The sequence below is a fragment of the Corynebacterium flavescens genome (assembly GCF_008693105.1).
Classification (GTDB): Bacteria; Actinomycetota; Actinomycetes; order Mycobacteriales; family Mycobacteriaceae; genus Corynebacterium; species Corynebacterium flavescens.
On sequence record NZ_VXKK01000026.1, the window covers coordinates 260,368 to 277,651 of the forward strand.

Annotated in this window: 14 protein-coding genes, 1 tRNA gene and 1 pseudogene; 8 read left to right on the forward strand and 8 right to left on the reverse strand. The window is 59.6% G+C overall.

Translation table 11 applies throughout. The features are described from left to right. Positions 1-287 precede the first annotated feature (287 nt). From F4V60_RS05515 to F4V60_RS05525, 3 genes are all read left to right on the forward strand, one after another. Positions 288-1,292, forward strand: coding sequence for an ABC transporter substrate-binding protein (locus tag F4V60_RS05515; protein WP_084559145.1), 1,005 nt, complete (start codon positions 288-290; stop codon positions 1,290-1,292). Between the two features lie 67 nt (positions 1,293-1,359). Beyond that, the gene (locus tag F4V60_RS05520) at positions 1,360-2,403 is read left to right on the forward strand and encodes a FecCD family ABC transporter permease (RefSeq protein WP_075729694.1); all 1,044 of its coding nucleotides are present in this window, start codon (positions 1,360-1,362) and stop codon (positions 2,401-2,403) included. Beyond that, a complete protein-coding gene (locus tag F4V60_RS05525; protein WP_075729695.1) occupies positions 2,400-3,191 on the forward strand; it encodes an ABC transporter ATP-binding protein in 792 nt (263 codons plus the stop codon). Before F4V60_RS05520 ends, F4V60_RS05525 begins: the two co-directional genes overlap by 4 nt. Positions 3,192-3,203: 12 nt before the next feature. Here the strand turns inward: F4V60_RS05525 and F4V60_RS05530 are convergent, their stop codons facing one another. Continuing rightward, positions 3,204-4,112, reverse strand: coding sequence for a fructose bisphosphate aldolase (locus F4V60_RS05530; protein WP_075729696.1), 909 nt, complete (start codon positions 4,110-4,112; stop codon positions 3,204-3,206). An 80-nt stretch (positions 4,113-4,192) separates the two neighbouring features. Here F4V60_RS05530 and F4V60_RS05535 point away from each other — a divergent pair, with 80 nt between their 5' ends. The 3 genes from F4V60_RS05535 (at position 4,193) to F4V60_RS05545 (ending at position 6,539) form a co-directional block, all read left to right on the forward strand. Then, the gene (locus F4V60_RS05535) at positions 4,193-4,561 is read left to right on the forward strand and encodes an META domain-containing protein (RefSeq protein ID WP_232315991.1); all 369 of its coding nucleotides are present in this window, start codon (positions 4,193-4,195) and stop codon (positions 4,559-4,561) included. A 187-nt stretch (positions 4,562-4,748) separates the two neighbouring features. Next, positions 4,749-5,900 carry a hypothetical protein gene (locus tag F4V60_RS05540; protein ID WP_075729698.1) on the forward strand — a complete coding sequence of 384 codons (1,152 nt, stop codon included), beginning with the start codon at positions 4,749-4,751 and terminating at the stop codon, positions 5,898-5,900. A 566-nt stretch (positions 5,901-6,466) separates the two neighbouring features. Then, positions 6,467-6,539 (forward strand) — tRNA-Glu (locus F4V60_RS05545). A gap of 164 nt (positions 6,540-6,703) precedes the next feature. Here the strand turns inward: F4V60_RS05545 and F4V60_RS05550 are convergent. Further along, entirely contained in the window at positions 6,704-7,711 is a 1,008-nt protein-coding gene (locus F4V60_RS05550) for an HNH endonuclease signature motif containing protein (RefSeq protein ID WP_075731089.1), read from the reverse strand. Between the two features lie 272 nt (positions 7,712-7,983). On the opposite strand from F4V60_RS05550, the pseudogene F4V60_RS05555 reads away from it, so the two are divergent. After that, positions 7,984-8,151, forward strand: a pseudogene (locus F4V60_RS05555) (transposase); the annotation flags it as partial. Positions 8,152-8,515: 364 nt separating this feature from the next. Here F4V60_RS05555 and F4V60_RS05560 read toward each other — a convergent pair. Continuing rightward, positions 8,516-9,730, reverse strand: a complete 1,215-nt coding sequence (locus tag F4V60_RS05560) for an alpha/beta hydrolase (RefSeq protein WP_075729699.1) — start codon at positions 9,728-9,730, stop codon at positions 8,516-8,518. A 126-nt stretch (positions 9,731-9,856) separates the two neighbouring features. Further along, complete coding sequence (locus F4V60_RS05565) at positions 9,857-10,042, reverse strand: hypothetical protein (protein ID WP_075729700.1); 186 nt, start codon at positions 10,040-10,042, stop codon at positions 9,857-9,859. 205 nt (positions 10,043-10,247) lie between these two features. Between F4V60_RS05565 and budC the strand changes: the two genes are divergently transcribed. Then, a complete protein-coding gene (budC, locus tag F4V60_RS05570; RefSeq protein WP_075729701.1) occupies positions 10,248-11,021 on the forward strand; it encodes a meso-2,3-butanediol dehydrogenase in 774 nt (257 codons plus the stop codon). 32 nt (positions 11,022-11,053) lie between these two features. On the opposite strand, the gene F4V60_RS05575 is transcribed toward budC, so the two are convergent. The 4 genes from F4V60_RS05575 to F4V60_RS05590 all read right to left on the reverse strand — a co-directional run bounded on the left by F4V60_RS05575 (position 11,054) and on the right by F4V60_RS05590 (position 17,046). Beyond that, entirely contained in the window at positions 11,054-13,234 is a 2,181-nt protein-coding gene (locus tag F4V60_RS05575; protein WP_075729702.1) for a YhgE/Pip domain-containing protein, read from the reverse strand. Continuing rightward, positions 13,231-15,876: a YhgE/Pip domain-containing protein gene (locus tag F4V60_RS05580; protein ID WP_075729703.1), complete on the reverse strand. Its 2,646-nt coding sequence runs from the start codon at positions 15,874-15,876 to the stop codon at positions 13,231-13,233. The genes F4V60_RS05575 and F4V60_RS05580 overlap by 4 nt, the downstream gene beginning before the upstream one ends. Positions 15,877-15,963: 87 nt before the next feature. Next, positions 15,964-16,701: a hypothetical protein gene (locus tag F4V60_RS05585; protein ID WP_075729704.1), complete on the reverse strand. Its 738-nt coding sequence runs from the start codon at positions 16,699-16,701 to the stop codon at positions 15,964-15,966. Between the two features lie 48 nt (positions 16,702-16,749). Next, complete coding sequence (locus F4V60_RS05590; RefSeq protein ID WP_075729705.1) at positions 16,750-17,046, reverse strand: hypothetical protein; 297 nt, start codon at positions 17,044-17,046, stop codon at positions 16,750-16,752. Positions 17,047-17,284 lie beyond the last annotated feature (238 nt).

A 17,284-nucleotide genomic window follows, 5' to 3' on the forward strand; every position in this document is an offset into this window, starting at 1 on the left:
CGAGTTCGAGGGGGAACTTTTGGTCTGGCGGGGCATCGCCAAGCGCGGGCAGGAGCTGTGTTGCGGGCGTGCTGTAGGTGGCGTGGGGGCCTCGTTGTCTTGGGAATTTGTTGCAGTCATGTGGCATAAAGCAAGGTCTGAGTACAGTTTTTGATTCGTCACACAAACTCGATAAAGTGAGGCTTTCTTTAGTTAGTACATCCTTTGGAGAAGGGGGCGGCGCCTTGTCGCGATTTCGTTTGTTGAAGCAATGGTCTGCACTGACGGTGGTGGGACTTGCTGGTGTGATGATGGCGTCGTGTGGCGCCTCCGAGGCTGTGGACGAGGGGCCGGCGCAAGCACAGGGCGAGGGTGCCACGCAGTACCCGTTGACCTTGGAGAACTGTGGTACCGAGGTGACCATTGACAGTGCGCCGTCGCGGATAGTGTCGCTGGACCAGAACTCCACGGAGATTCTCTTGTCTTTGGGACTTGAGGATCGAATGGTGGGCACGGCTTCGTGGACGGACCCGGTGTTGGATTCGCTGGCCGAGGCCAATGACAAAGTCCCGCGCCTTTCAGACAACGCGCCGACCTATGAGGTGCTGTTGGATGCGGACCCTGATTTCGTGACCGCATCATTTGGGCGTCACTACAAGGCGGAGGGCGGGGTGGCCTCCCGCGAGCGCCTTTCCGAGACGGGCATTGGTTCTTATCTCTCACCGACCGATTGCGAGGGTGGGGTGAGCATCAACGCGGGAGGAACGCGCACCACGCCGCTGACGGTGGATGTTCTCTACCAAGAGATTCGTGATTTGGCGGCCATTTTTGATGTGCCAGAGCGCGGTGAGGAACTCGTCGACAAGCTTGAGGAGCGCACCCAGGCTGCCCTTAAGGGCGTGGATCTGCACGGCCGCAGCGTGGCCTTCTGGTTCGCAGACACCCGGGCGCCGTATATTGCCGGCGGGTTGGGCTCGGCCTCCATGCTGGCAAATATGACGGATATGAAGAACGTCTACGCCGATGTGAAGGACGATTGGCCCGCGGTTGGTTGGGAATCCTTCGTTGGCAAGGATCCGCAGATCATTGTCTTGGGGGACTTGCAGCGTGGCCGTTTCCCCGGAGACCGGCTCGATGACAAGATTGACTTCTTGAAGTCGGACCCGCTGACGAGCAAGCTTTCAGCCGTCCAGAATGAGTGCTTCATTGCGCTACATGGGGCGGAGATGAACCCGTCGATCCGCTACGTGGATGGGCTGGAGAAGATTCAGGCCTGGACGCGTGATGCAGGAGCATGCGCAGCTAGTGAGTAATAAGACCATTGATGTGGGGACGGGCCCAGCAAGCTCAACGACCCCAGTGAGCCCAACGCGTGCGGCGATGGCCCCGCGCGCCGGGTCGAAGGTATCGCGGGGCCTGGCTGTGGCGGGTTTTAGCCTGCTTGGCATCCTGGTCTTTCTCCTCTCCGTGGGAGTAGCTATGACGCTGGGCCCGGCAGATGTTTCTTTGGTGAACGTGCGCGATATCATCACAAATCATCTGGGGCTCACGGACATTCCGATACATGTTTCGGATGAGGCGATTGTGTGGCAGGAGCGTCTGCCACGCGCGCTCGTCGCCGCAGCGTGCGGTGCGGGGTTGGGGTTATGCGGAACGATCTTGCAGTCTTTATTGCGTAACCCGCTGGCGGATCCCTTCATCCTGGGGGTGTCCTCGGGCGCGTCCACCGGTGCCGTGCTCGTCGGTGTCCTGGGTCTTGGGGGCACGTTCATCGGGCTTTCGGGCGGTGCCTTTGTCGGGGCGCTTGCGGCCTTTGGCCTGGTGCTCTTGCTGGCGAGGTATTCGAATGCAGGCACGGGAAGCATCGTGCTTGCCGGCGTGGCGAGCACACAGCTATTTTCGGCGCTCACCTCGCTGGTGATCTTCGCCTTTGCTGACTCCGATGAGGCCCGGGGCGTGATGTTCTGGCTGCTTGGTTCCTTGGAAGGAATGAGGTGGGCAGATGTTGCGCTGACTGCTTCGGTCGCTTTCATCGGGGTGGGGATCGCACTGTTTTATCTGCGCTCACTCGATGGCTTTGCCTTTGGCGATGAAGTGGCCGCCTCCCTAGGCATTCACGTCGCGCGCACGCGGGTGATTCTGTTGATTCTTACCGCGCTGGTGACGGCGACCCTGGTGAGCGTGGCTGGCTCGATTGGCTTCGTCGGATTGGTTCTGCCCCACGCGGCGCGCCTCATGTTTGGGCAGCGCCACTCCCGGGTGGTCCCAGCCACGGTGATTCTTGGTGCGATCTTCATGGTGTGGGTCGACGCAGCCTCCCGGGTGGCCTTTGCGCCGACGCCCCTGCCCGTCGGCGTCGGTACGGCGCTCGTGGGCGTGCCGGTATTCGTCCTCCTTCTCGTCAGAAGGGGGAAACGAGCATGACGATCCACGCGAATGAAGTCTCTTGGCGGCGCGGGGGAGCGTTAGTTGTTGACGGCGTGAGCGTAAACCCGCAGCGCGGTGAGACCGTCGGGTTGCTCGGGCCGAATGGCTCGGGCAAGTCCTCGCTGCTCAATCTCCTGCAGGCCGCGGCGAAGCCAGATTCAGGGTCCGTCTTGCTCGATGGTGAGGACATTCACGGATTGGGGCGCAAGGCCGTGGCGCGCCGCGTCGCCTCAGTGACGCAGCATGCGGATACCGATACGGACATCACCGTCTACGATGTCGTGCGTTTGGGGCGCACTCCGCACCGCTCGTTGTGGGGTGCGGGAAGTGCCGGCGATGAGCAGGCAATAGCGCAGGCATTGGACAAGGTTGCTCTCACGGACAAAGCCGAGCGCCCGTGGCGTTCACTATCCGGCGGTGAGAGGCAGCGCGCCCACATTGCCCGCGCTCTCGCGCAACAACCGCAAGAGCTGTTGATGGATGAGCCGACAAACCACCTCGACATCCGTCACCAGATTGAGCTGCTGCATCTTGTTTCCACGCTCGATGTCACCACCATCGTGGCCCTGCATGATCTCAATCTTGCGGCGATGTTTTGTGACAGCGTTGTCGTTCTCAAACAGGGCCGTGTAGTGGCCGCCGGCCCGCCCGCGACGGTGCTGACTAAAGAACTAGTCCGTGATGTCTACGAGGTAGATGCAGATATCACGGACGATCCTTCCACGGGGAGGGTGAAGATCTTCTTTCGCCCGCCCGCGGCTTTTGCAGGTATTCAACCCAGTTAGGGTTGTACTGAGCTAGGCCACCGAGGCCTTGTAAATCTCCTCAATGCTGTGGTTGAGGGTGGCGTTGAACTCCTCGTCGGACTGGCCGGCGGACAGCCCCTCGAGCAGCGCGCGGCTGAAGCTGGCGATAAGCCCCGGGTTGCGGGCAAGGCGCTGTGCGGCTTCATCGCGCTCGTAGCCGCCGGAGAGCGCTAGCACGCGGGCAACACGCGGGTGCGCAATGAGCTCGGCATAGAAGTTGTCCTCGGTGGGAATGGTCACTTTGAGGGAGACCTGAACATCACCCAGCGCGTCGAGACCTTTGAGGAGTTCCTCTCGCAAGATTGCCTCGGCCTGTGCCTTGTCGGGTGCTTCGATGCTGACCTCGGGCTCGAGGATAGGAACGAGACCCGCGGCGATGACTTCCTCGGCCACCTCAAATTGCTGCTTGACGACGTCCGCTATACCCGCAGCGTTCGCCGCATGGATGACGGAGCGCTCCTTGGTGCCAAATACGCCGTGGGCACGCGCCTTGGCGAGGGTCTCAGCCAGGCCCGGGATGTCCTTCATCAGCTGGACATCATTATCGGTGGGAAGCAGGCCCTTGTCGATCTTGAGGATCGGCACGATGCCTTTGTTCTTCCACAGATACTCGGCGGTGTTGATGCCCTCAATCTCACGGTCAAGGGTGTTCTCAAAGAGGATGGCGGCGAGGATGCGCTCCTTGGTGAATACCGGGCTGGTGATGACCCGGGTGCGCGCCTCGTGGATGAGATCAAACATCTCCTCATGATTGGAATAGGCGCTTTCCTCGACACCGTAGGCCTTCAGTGCCTTCGGGGTGCTTCCGCCGCTCTGGTCGAGCGCGGCGACGAAGCCGGGATCGTTGGAAAAACGTTCTGCTTGCTGCGGATCTGGAGTGAGTTTTTGTTCTGTGCTCATAAGCCCGACTCTAGCACTAATGGAAATCGGCGTCATTAGAAATCTCTGTAGGCTGGTGAGGTATGAAAAGGAACCGTGGTGTGAAGGTTGGAATCGTCACCTGCGGGGCGATAGTCGCAGGTGCCGTGGTGGTGGGCTGTGCAGAGTCCTCCGCGCGGGAAGACGCCGTGGGAACGTGGGGACCAGGAGGACCGGGCGAGCCGCAGCTGGTGCTCGATGCAGATGGCAGGGTCAGCGGCAGCGATGGCTGCAACCGGTTGATGGGCAGCTGGAGTGAGGCCGATGGCGAGATTCAGTTATCGGAGCTGGCCAGCACAATGATGGCATGCCTGGGAGACATCGATACCTGGCTTAACGGTGCTTCCAAGCTCAACGTGGAAGGGGATACTATGCACGTTCTCGACAACGGTGGGGTGGAAGTCGGGGTTCTTGAGCGCCAGCAGGAGTAGCACCTGGACGCGGGTGTGAGTTCCTTCCGAAGTATTCAATGCGACCTTGGCTGCCTGTGCGAGTGGCTCTTTTAGGTGATCCGAAGCTGGTGGAGAGCTTTCTCAACACCCTCCCAGTCTGGGAAGTTTTCGATGTCCCGAGGGACGATTGCGCTCACTACTGACCCGGTTGGGGGACGCAGCCCAGATGACACAGGTGGCCTCCGTCATCAGTGAGAACTCCGGAAAGTGGCTCAAACTTGATGATGCCTCGGCGGCCGCGCTGAAGCAGTACGGCATGTCCATTAGCCGCGAGAACGGCCTCATGTGTGGGGTGGTGCGTGCGGAAGGAGGCGCCATCGCCAAGCATCTCCAGTTTGTGGGATCGCCCGCACGCTTGCTTAATCCGGCCGTGCTGATGGGCAAGGGCGGAATCATGAACCAGATTGCCATGGAACAACAGATGGCGCAGATCAATGACTATCTCAAGACCATTGATGGCAAGCTCGATGATCTGGCGAAGGGGCTCCAGCGGGAGAAAGTCGGGGAGCTGCGCGCGAGCCGGAAGCTGCTAGAGAAGACCAAGAAGCTTCATGAAGCCACGGGTCATATTACGCCGGTAATGTGGTCGAAGATCGCTGATTTTGAGAAGCAACTGCAGGTCAGGCAGTCGGTATTGGTGGATGAATTGCGCGACATGGCCACGGAGGTGAGCAAAGAAACCAGTGTCAGCAAGCGCCTTGAGGCGCTGCAGAAGGCCAAGCCTGTGATCGCGCAGAATCTTCCTCTCTTGGCGGAGACGCTGTGGCAAGTGGATCTGTACCACGTCCTTGAGATCGCCTTCCAGCTGCAATCCGAGATAGACGCCGAGGAAGGCAAGCTGCATGCTGCCATCCATCAGGCAGATACCCAGGAGGCGCGCGAGGAAGCTTCCTTGGCCGTAGCGGAGCTCTTTAGCGCCATCGCGCAGGCCGCTGTGCTGAGCGATGTCGAGCGCGCCCGCTACGTCAAAAAGTCCACGCAGCTCGTCGATCTCTGCCTACATAGTTTGACTGAGATTGCGCGGGCGGAGAATGCCTTCTTCGGCATCGAACGCGAAATTCCAGCCCTCGAGCGAGAGCTCTGGCGCGCCGCCGTTGGCAGCATCCGGGATGAGACGTGGGAGGACGTCGTGGGCCTAGCCAAGGGGACCTCGGCCAGCATCGGGTCCGGCGTGGAAAAGCTGCGGGGAAGCTTCGATGAGAAACGCCTCCAACACCGCCAAAAAGCGGCGCTGAAGAATGCCCAGAAGCACAGCGCCGGTGAGCTCGATTCACCTAAAGAAATAGCGTCTGATGCGGATTCCGGCGTGGGTAACTAGGCCATAACTGGTATTAACTCCACCCCATACCGGTGAAGTACTTCTCCACGCTGGCCATGTGAGCATGTGAATGACCAGGGGGAGGACCACCGGCTGATTCAGACAAGGCTCTTCCGGTATGCAAGCTCGCAGCCTTAGACTGCAAGTACATCGTAACCGGATGAGAGGAGAGCAGGTGAAAGAAGCTGATTCGCATCATTTTACCCGACGCGTTTCGCAGTAACTTCGCTGGGCGGCACAGCCAGAATCCAGTACTTCCTTCCCATCAACACTCGTACGAAGTAGGAGCCTCAAAGCGAATGCTATTGCACATATCGCGTCATCCCGAACCTTCGCTACAGCACTAAATTCCAGCCACTGACTATCCACAGATTGCAAGCGGAATAACCACTGATTCGATCCGCACCTAGGCTGAAGAGAACGCAGTAAGTAGCACACATAAGGTTCGGGATTTCTTTGCGTTTTCTAGTCTTTTTCTTGCCGCGGATTCTCACACTGAACTGGCGATTTGTATAAGCGCTGAGTTCTCAATTACGCTTAGCTAGTCCGCAAGGATAGGTGAACATGCCCCGTTCGTCTAGGGGCCTAGGACGCCGCCCTCTCACGGCGGTAACACGGGTTCAAATCCCGTACGGGGTACAAAATGAAGGTCCCGAGCTGTATCAAAGATACTGGCTCGGGACTTTTCGCGCTGTGCGCAGTCCGTTGCGGGATCTTCTGGGTTTTGGAGTGCATGGTGGAGAGGGACACGCAAAAACGTGTCCCTTTTTGGGGTGCGGGAAGTCGCCGTTAGGCTTGTTATCCTAAAGGCTGGTGTGCGGTGGCTGCCAGACTATTGTCCCGCCTTGGCGGGTAAGGCGCCCGCGGCGTGGTGGCGCATTCGGATCGTCGTCATTGATGCCGTTGTGGTAGTTACACAAGGTCACCAGGTTGGCAACGTTAGTCTCCCCGCCGTGCTTCCACGGGGTGAGATGGTGGAACTGCCCTCTTTCTGCTGGGGTGTTACAGCCTGGCCACGCGCAGGTGGGGTGCTCTGCTGCGAGCATTGTGCGCTGCTTTGTTGAGGCGAAGCGCTCAAAGCGGTATAAGTCCACCGGCCCCAGCGTACGGCTTATCACCGTAATAAGACCCTCGTTGGCACAGGCACGCTCTACAAGCTGCGCGCCGGTGATAACAGTCCCACTGGTGGTGCGTATCATCACATCATCGCGCTCGCGGCGCATAATCGTGCCATAATCCTCCAACTGGAGGACTGCCATAGTCGTCACCCGAGTACGCGCAGCCGGGGCCCCGTCTGCTTTGCCGAGCATGCGGGCGATAAAACTCTTACCCGGATGCTGCTGGTCGATGGTTCGGAAGGCATCTGCCATATCCAACCCATTGCCGGTCACTGTCAAGGTAGCTAGCCCGTTGGGGTGCTGGCGCAACATCGCGCGCTCGCAATACGTGCGGGGAACACGCATCTCACGCAGCCGGCGCCTAGCTACCGCAGTAACCTGCTCGCTTGGCGTGGCGCATAGCTCTACGCGAAGGTTCCACGTGGCCAGGCGTCCTTGAACGCGGCGGGTAAAGGATTCGATCTGGCGCAGGGTGCTCAGGGTGTGTCCGTTGCGCCTGGCAGCGTCAACAGCTAAGCGTTGCTTGCCGGTATAGGGAGTAGTACCGAAGTAGATGGTGTGCAGGCTTATAAGCTCGGCGGTATCCTGCGCGCTGGCCCCCATCTTTTCAAGGTCCGGCGCAGATAGCCCCGAGCACTCGGCTACGAGGTCAACACCTCGGCTAAGTTGTGCGAAGTACTCCTGCAAGCCCATGACCGTCACGCTAAGGCACCACCCACCGCCGCGACAATCCCCAACCTGCACCCAACAAGGAAACTGTGGATAACCCACTAGGCCCAAGGCGGTTATCCACAGGCGGGCCGCCTAGCCAGAATTAGGTAGTGCGGTAGCAAGGCCATCCGGCCTATCCTGAATGATCGGTCCCATGCGGAAACACGGAGAAAAAGCCGATCTCGGGTTGAGCCCGCTAGTGTGGTGTATCTGTAACTGTCAGTAAGAGCCCCATGGATCACGTGAACGCTCTGAAAACAGTGTGGGTCAAAGTGTGGTCAAACAATCCCACTGAAAGACTCAATCGGGAAATCCGTCGGCGTACCGGTATCGTCGGCATCTTCCCGAACCGGGATGCTATCGTCCGTGTGGTTGGAGCGGTGCTAGCGGAGCAACACGATGACTGGATTCAACAAAACCGATGATCACATCCAACATCATCGACGCTGGCGATCCCGCTGAGCAGGCCGCATGAACCGGCAAGAAAACCAACCACGCGCCGGCCCCTGAAGCCGTTGCCCAGCCTGTGTAATCGAAAGACAGAAACACCACTCCCATGGACTCGACCCAGCAGTATTGGTTTTGACCTATGCTTTTTGTACTGAGAAAGGAGATAGGAGATGAAAGAACGCCAATCTCGTTCTTGGATTCACAAGCTCTTTGTACATTAGCCTGTGTCTGAAACGACCGCCCTTCAGCAATCGTCTGCTGAGGGGCGGTCGAAGTTTTAGGTGCCGATCTTCTTAACGCGGTGTCTCGCGTGTTCGCGAGGCGATTGTAGAGAAATTAATCCAGAGCGTGCTTGACGTCGTCCCAGGCCGGTTGGAGCTGCGCCTCATAGTTGCGCCAGTTGTGCATTCCGGTATCGAGGTAGGAGACGGTGATATCGGGGGCGCCGGCCTCGGAGAGGGATTCTTCGAGGTTCTTCGTGCACTCGTGGGCGCCGCGCTCAAGGTAGAGGCCAGCGACCATGTTGTAGAAGGGCTCCCCTTCGTAGTCTTTGATGTCGACGTCGCCGGCTGCTCCGCTCGCGGCAGAGAGGTACACGGCCATGTCCTTGATGCCCTGCGGATTCTGGTTAACGTCCTGGGCATTCCACTTCTCGGAGCCTACCGGACCCCACATGTTTTCCACGTTGCCGCCACGGGACCCGACGATCAGGTTGACCGTCTGCTTACCTATGGCGTCCATGGTGGAGTAGCAACCCGAGATGCCGATCGCAGCATTGAAGAAGTCAGGATTGTTATTGGCCATGCGGACAGCTCCGCTGGCGCCCATGGACAGCCCGCCGATCCCTCGTTTGTCGTTGAAGTGCAGGGAGGGGTCGGACTCGAGAAGCGGTGCGAGTTCTTTGGTGATGAAAGTTTCCCATTTGATGGTTCCCAGAGCCGGGTCGTCCTTATCCCAATCGGTGTACAAAGAAGCCGCTGCGCCCAAAGGCATCACGACGGTGGCGTTCTCGTTGGCGAAGACATTCTTCACCGCACCGGTGTTGACCCACCCCGAGGAGTTCTTGTTGCCGCCAATTCCGTCCAGGAGGTACAGCATGGGCGCAGGTGCGTTCGGATCAGCCGGGCGGACGATCTGGACGTCGACCACGCGCTTCATCGAAGGGGAAGCAATGGACCATTTCTCGCGGCGATCCGCGCGGTTCTCCACCTCCTTCTTCACGATCTTGACTTCGTCGATGTTGTCAACGGTGGGGAGCGGGTAGCCGCTCTCGCTGCTGAGCAGTGAATCAGGAAGCGTGGAGCCGGAGCCAGAGGTACTGCTTGAGTCCAGGAGATTGGCGCTGCTGAGAAGCCCCTGCAGTGTGAGATCGGAAGATCCTTCCCACTGCGAGGATCCTGCAACCAAGTCAAGGAGTCCGTCGTTGACCGAGCCTGCAAGCTCTGAGCTGGATGCGCCGTTGTCCTCCGCATTAGCGGACACAGGGATGGTGATGAGGAAACTCGCTGCGAGTATTCCAACTGATAGGGGACGCCAAAGTCGACGGGTCACAAAGTCCTCCGAGGATGAAGTTAAGGGCACGAGCCGTTTCACGGCCTCGTGATGTTGAACCTTAATAATGCTAGTCCGAGAGGTGGGTTCTTCATGAATTCCGGTTGTCCTTAGGAAAACGGAAATCTAGGCGGGGCGCTTTCCGGTCTCGATGAACTCGATGATGCGCGGATCGAGTTTACCGTGGCGGTCCGTTTTGTAGGCAAGTTTGGCAAGCATAGTAAGCGAATCGTCAGTGTCCTTAAACTGGGTTTTCGCTGAAAATTCTTTCTGGCGCTGTCGCGTGAGTTTAACGGCGGGCGATTTCTTCATGGTGCTTGCGCCTCCTCTTTGCATTGAACTGAGGCCCAATTTTAGCAGTTAAGAGCTCTGACACCTGGAGAACAGGTGGCGATGATAAGCAACTACCGCCGGATTGGAAAGAATTGGGATGCGAGCCTCGACGGCTGCGGCGGAGATGCGTATAACGGGGAAAGTACCGGAAAACACCAACCTCAATTAGGGAGTCTGAATTTACATGACTGTCAATACTTATTCGTTTCAGGATCAGGTCGTCGTCGTAACTGGTGGCAGCCACGGAATTGGCCGGGCTATAGCTCGTGCTTTTCTTGATAATGGCGCAAGCGTGGTGGTTACGGGGAGAAACCTCAAGCCGCTAGAGGAGTCTGTTGCGGGGTATCCGGGTGAGCGAACTCTGACTCTTGTCAACGATATTTCTGAGCCCGCTGCGGGGGAAGAGCTTGTGGCTGCGGTCAAGGAGAAGTTTGGCCGCATTGACGTCGTCGTGAGCAATGCCGGCATTGTGGAGGCAGGGGACTTGGTAGACATGGACGTCGACAAGTGGCACCAGATGCGCGCCATCAACGTCGATGGTTTTGTGTACTTGGCGCGCGCCGTCATGCCGGAGCTGGTCAATACGGGCGGCAACCTAGTGGCGGTATCTTCCGTATCGGGGCTCGGCGGGGATTGGGGGCAGGCTGGATACGCGGCCACCAAGCACGCGGTGAGTGGCTTCGTGCGTTCGCTTGCCCTGGACTATGGCGAAAAAGGGGTGCGCGTTAATGCGGTGGCACCGGCGTTTACGCATACTCGCCTCAACGAAGGATCGGCAGACACGCTCGAGGACGCCGCGCCCTATGTCAACCGCGTGGCTCTCGGGCGTCTGGGCCAGCCGGAGGATATTGCACCAGCGGTGCTCTTCTTAGCTTCCCAAGACGCCGGATACATCACGGGGCACGTGCTCAACGTTGATGGCGGCACGAATGCCTCTAATGGCCAGGCGCACGTTTGATGAACGTGGCCTAGGTCATGCTTGGGACATGCTCAGGCCATGACCTTGGTTGATTCGATGGCGCGCTGCAGACGGCGATGATAACCGTCCATGAAGCGTCGCAGCCACAAGCCCAAGATGAGCGTTGGGATGGTGAAGAGCAGCAGCATGCCGAGGCTGCGCCACATATCGCCATGGTAAACGCCCGCTATAGCTGAGCGCAGTGCATCGACCGCGTAGGTGGCGGGTAGCCAGGGGCTGATGGTGTGGAACCAGTCCGGCAGCAGTGGCAGGGGATAGGCACCGCTCGCGCCGGAGATCTGTAGCACGAGGAGCAGGATAGACAAGGCCTTGCCGGCGCTGTCGAAAGAGATGACAAGCGTATAGATCATCAGCATGAATACGAGCGAGATGATCCATCCGCTGAGCAAGAGCAGGAAGGGGTGCGCGGCGCCGATCTGTACAAAGAGCAAAAGGCTGAGCACGACGAGGGTGGACTGTCCCAATGCGATAAGTGCGAAGGTGGCGAAGCGCCCTAGGTAAGCCTCGTTGCGGGTAAAGGAGCTAGCGGGTCCGAGGTAGTGCTTCTCCGCGTTGGTACGTACTAGCACGCAGGCGATGAGCGCGCCCACCCACAGGGACAGTGTCATGTAGAAGGGCGCCATGCCCACGCCGAAGGTGGCAACGGGGAAGATCGCCTCGCGGTCGATAGCCACGGGGGAGGTCAGGCGGGAGGCCAGGGTGGTGGGATCGTTGCTGAGGATCTCCGAAAGCTTCTTGAAGTCCCCGGAATCGCGGGCATCAGCAAGCTGGCGCTCGAGATCGGCGAAGCGCTTTGATTGTTCGCTGAGGCGGTCTGCCAAGCGCGCGGTGCTATCGCGGGCTTGGGTAAGGGCGCTGCCGGCGTTGCCTTCGGAACCCATGGTTGCGCGCACTCCCGCGAGGTCTTGCTTGACGGAGTCGATCCCGCCTGCGACGGCGCGCACGTTAGTGCCCAGTGCGTCGAGCTGCGGTTTCAGGTCGTTGCGGTAGGCACTGCGCGCGGATTCCACGGCGCTTATGGCGGAGGCGACTGCGTCCTTGCTGCGCTGGCGCGAATCGGCGGCGTTGCCGCGCCCGGATTCGATATCGCTCGCCGTTTGCTGCAGGGAGTCGTGCAGGGCATTCGTCTGCGCGATGGTGGAGTCGATTTGTGCCAGCACGCTGGCATAGGCGGTGGTTGCCACCCCTGCAGGAGCAGAATCGGATTGTGCTTGCAGCGTTGAGCGTAGCTGCGAGAAAGCATCGCTTTGTTCCTGTACGCGCTGCGCCATGGAGCGGTAGGTGGTGGCGGTGCCGGAGGTGAGGGAGTCGGCATCGCCAAGCAGGCCATCGAGGCGGTCGCGGACTGCACCGTAGCTGGCGGCCGTCGAATCCAAAGCGGAATCGAGGGAGGAGGTTGACCCGCCGAGGATGGAATCGAGGGAATCCAGGGGAGACTGCCCGTTTGCATCATCAAGCGCGGAGGATTGTTCGCCCGCAGCCGCCAAGATATTGCTGGCGCCGTCTGCCAAGGGGACGGTGGAATCGAGAAGGCTCGATAGCGAGCGCACTGTGGTGGAGGCTGAATCCAGCCGCGCGCTGACTGTGCGCATGCGCTCCTCGACGGTGTCGAAGGCGCTCTGGGTCTGGTCGCGGTCGAGGTATTGGTCTAGTTCGGAGACGACGCCGAGACCGATGGAGGAAACCACCTGAGTAAAGGACTCGTCGATCTTCTCCACGACGCCATCGGCACCCTGGGTGGTAATGGTCGTGGAGAGGGCGTTCTTCTTCTCGTTGGTGTAGAGCTCGAGCTTGGTGGGCTCGGTCCCAGCCACGTAGAAGGTGAGCAGGTCCTTGCTAAAGTCCTCGGGCAAGACAATGCCGGCGTAGTACTGCCCGGACTTGGTGCCCTCGACCGCATCGCCGCTATCGGTGATGATCCAATCAATATCGTGATTGCGACTGAGTTGGGAGAGTACCTCGTCGCCCAAGTTGAGCTTGATAGGCGCGAGATCGCTCTCATAGCCGGCGTCCTTACTGGCCACCGCGATTTGCAGGCGCTGGGTGTTGCCAAAGGGATTCCAGCTGGCGAGCACGTTAAAGGTGGTAAAAAGCAGTGGGATGATGAGCACGCCGAAGACGATCACAGCTGTCATGACGTTGGAGCGGATGGCGGCGAGATCGTCGTGCAGGATGGTCAGAATGTTCTTCATGCCTTGTCTCCCTGCCCTGACTGTTCCATTTCTCCTGTTTGTTCTTGATTCTCGCGTGGGGGACCTGCGTCCTCGTCACGTTCTTCGAGGCGGTAGGCGTGGGGATGGGCGCTTTGCTCGCGCAGATGCTCGCGCAGCTGATCTTCAGAAAGCTCTGCCAGGTGGCCGGTGCGTGCGAGGCTCTGATTAATGTACTCGATGAAACAGATGATGCCTACAGCCAGCAGCGTCACCAGGCAGGCGAGGCCGAAGAAGATGGCCTTCTCCTCCTCGTTGAAGTAGGAGGCAGCCCCGAGAATGAGCAGGAGCAGCGCCGCGACCGCGATGGTGATGAGCATGGCGATGCGCGAGTTTTCCCGCAGGGAGCGCCAGCGCGACTGGTTATTCTTCTCAAAGGTGCTGCGGTCTTGGAGCGCCACCAGGAGATCATTGATGCGGTAGCGGCCGCTGACAAGGTGGACCTTTTCATCGACGATGAGGCCGCCCTTGGCCAGCTCATCGTTGATGACGAGGTTGACGCTCGAGAGCGCGCGGCGCAGGAAACTGCCCGCGAGATAGGCCACGGCAGCCATGCCGATGAGGGTGGCCATGTAGCGCACATAATGTCCGTCGTAAAAGCCGCCGACGGTTTCACGCATGGCGGCGATGCCATAGGTTAAGGGCAGAAGCGGGTGGACAACGCGGAAGAAATCGGGGGTCATCTCAATGGGATAGAGACCTGAAGCCCCGGGGATTTGAATGAAAGCGAAGACGACGGCTATGCCGCGCCCCACGTGCCCGAAAGTTGAGACCAGCGCATAGACAATACTGAGATAGCACAGTCCGATGGCCACCGTTGTGGCCACGTAAGCCAGAGCGCTGACATGCTCCACTCCGATGGCGAGGTTGCCTATGCTCACGATGAGCGCCTGTCCAATGGCAAAGACCGCCAGCAGCAAGAAACGCGCAAAGTAGGCCTTGGCCACGGTGATGTTCTTTATACCCTTGGGGTCGACCTCCGTGCGGAAGATGACCAAGAGCATGAAGGCCCCGATCCACAGGGTGAGGCTGGTAAAGAGCGAGGACATGCCGGAGCCATAGTGCTGTACGGGGAATACGGCATGGCTTTCCATCTGCGCCGGCGAAGACATAAAGCGCGCGACCTCGTCGGTGTTGAGCCCCTCTACGGTGTTGAGTATCGAGTCCCCGGCCACCGCACGCCCGAGGCCAAGGACGTCTATACGCGCGGTGCGCAGGCTATCTTCAATATTGGCGAGGTCCTCGGAGAAGTCAGTGAGCACGCCCTGGGCCTGGCCCAGCTGCTTGTCGACGCCGTCTAGAAGGCCCTTGGCCTGCTCCACCAGGGTTTGCTGCGAGGCAAGCGAGCCAGAAAGCCGGCCGGCGGTTGCTCCGACCCGGGAGATCGCCGAATTGAGGGCGGGCAGAGCAGTCGATGCGGAATCCGCCAGTCCCCGCGAATCTTGCTGCGTCTGGGCGGTGGCATCCTTGAGGGCCTGCGAGGCGTCGCGCAGCGAGTCTAGCGTGGTCGAGGCCGAGTCTTGGACTCCTCCCAGGTCTTGGAGCACCTGAGAGTTGCTAGCGTTGCGCTCCTGCAGACCGGATAAAGCCTGGCGCAGATCCGCGGCCGTTTGGGGTGGCAACCCTGGATTACTGGGCAGGGACTGAAGCTGCTCAAGCGCTTGGTCGGCCTGCTGCGTGGCCGCTTCCGCGCCGCGCGTAGCAGCACCAACGCGACCGAGCGCGCCTTCTAACTCGCCGCTGACGTTGCCGACTGCGGCGTTGGCGGATGCAGAGCCTTCGGCAAGCGCAGAGGTGCCCTGGAGATAAGCGTCGAGGGCACTATCACTAAAGGAGGTCAGTTGGCCTTGGACGTCGCTGCTGATGGATTGGACATTGTCCAGTGCTTTCTCGGCATCACTCAGAGTCTGTGATACCGAGTCCAGTGTGTCCTTAGCCCCGGCTACGGTGGGGCGAGCGCCGGCGAGACGTTCGGAGACTTGGTCGAGCTCGCCCCGAGATCCTGCCACTGTGTCAGCGGTCTGGCCAAAGGAATGCGCAGAGTTAGTAGAGGCATCTTGCAGCCGGTCGCTGAGCTTGCCGCCGGAGTTCTTGAGCTGCTGTGTGGCGGCGCTGGCCACCTGCTCGTTGAAAGTGGCTCCGATGGTCTGCTCGAGGGTATTCGCGCCTTTGTCCGTGATCTTGGGCCCGATGGCGCTGATTTTCTCGTTGACCTGGTAGCGCAGCGTGGGCTGGTTATAGGGGCCTTCGAAGAGGCTGATGAAGCTGGCGGAGAAGTTCTCCGGCACGGTGATGGCGGCGAATACATCTCCGCGGCGAACCGCCTCATCCGCCTCGTCTTGGGATAAGAAGCGCCAGCCCAGCTTGTCATTGTCGCGCAGCTGGTCGACCAACTGCTCGCCTACGTTCAAGGGGCCGGTCAGATCAGAAGCTGCGCCGGTGTCCTCGTTGACTACCGCGACGCCGATATTCTGCGTGTTCTTATAAGGATCCCAGAAGGCAGCGACGTTCACCCAGGAATAAAGCGCAGGGGTGACCATCACGCCGATGGCGAGGATCCACAACGTGGGAGTTCGCACCAGGCGGGAAAAATCCCGGAGGAAAACTTTCCAGCTTGTTAACATTTTAAAGACCGTAACACTGTAGTTGAGGCAGATGTGTTTGCCACGAAACTTCCCTCGGGATTATGGGCGAGATTAAGAGGCAGAGCTTTAGGCGATGAGCACTTCGGCGGAGTTACCGCCACTGCATACGATGAGTCCGCGAGCCTGCGTTGTACAAGACATATCGTAGGCCTCGTTGGTTGCGGGACTCGTAGCCGTGACCGTCATGGGCAGCATTGAACGCAGTGAGGCGCTGGGCTGACCAGCCTGCGCGATGAGTGCCGCTCCGACCGCGTTGGCGAACCCGCAGCTGGTTTGTCCGTTGCCAGACATGATGAAGCCAATGCCATAGCCATTGCCCATGGTGCACATGGTTGCCGCGCGACCTTCGACGCTGACGGGGAATCCTGCAGCCTGGTCGCCGGGGACGGCGGACTTGATCTCTTCGCGCAGGCCCGTGCCATCATCGGCAGCGGCGGGCGCGCCGAGGCTTTGCTCAAGCACGGGATTTTCTGCACCTGCTGCACCTGTACCAGGCGCTTGCTCTCCCAGCGTGGGTTGTGGGGCGTGTGCCATGGAGTCGCTACCTTGTTGGCGCAGTGCATCGAAGCCGTTGATGGCTTGCTGCTCGCCAGGCGTTTCCGCAGCGGGCGTGCTGTTTTCTGCGCTAAGGGCGCTGGTGGCTGAAGTGGGGCCGGAGGCGTTCTGGGAGGTCGAAGAGCAGGCTCCCAGAGCCAATAGGGAAACGGCTCCCAGCAATAACAGCGCCGTGGACGTCCCCGTCCCGCGGCGGTGGGGCCGCACGTGGGCAGGGACGTCGGTGAAGTGACTGTTATAGAGTTCCATGCCTCCACCCTATAGGTCTAGTGGAGATAGAGGAACCTTAATGGGGGATTAGTGCTCGTCGTAGTGGCCGTGGTCTGCGGCGTGGCGGTGGCCATGGTGGATGTGGTCCACGTGGTCGCCGTGGGGAACAGCTACGTGTCCGCACCCCAGTCCGTGCACGTGGTCACCGTGATCCTCTGCGAGGGTGTGCGCGGAGGTCTCGCACTCGTCCCAGTGGCCCTCGTGCTCGCGGTGGATGTGGCCGTCATGCACGTAGTCGGTGTGGTCGCCGTGCTGGAAGGCAACGTGGCCGCAACCTGCGCCGTGGACGTGCTCGTGGTGGGGGTGGATGGTATGGGTGGTCATGGGTGAACTCTTTCTTGGTGGAGGGGCTGCTGCACTGCATCCTCATAGTGCTGCACAGTGCTGCACATTTTCAAAACACTTTCATTAAACAACGTTTTCAATTGAGTTTCAACAAGAGGGATAAATCTATCGCTTGTTTCTGGAGAGGCGGGGCGAGTCTTGACGTTTGCGATGTGCAGAATCCGTGACGTTTGTGGCGCAAGTGGTTGTCGTTAATGATCTCTAGGGGCATTTCGGG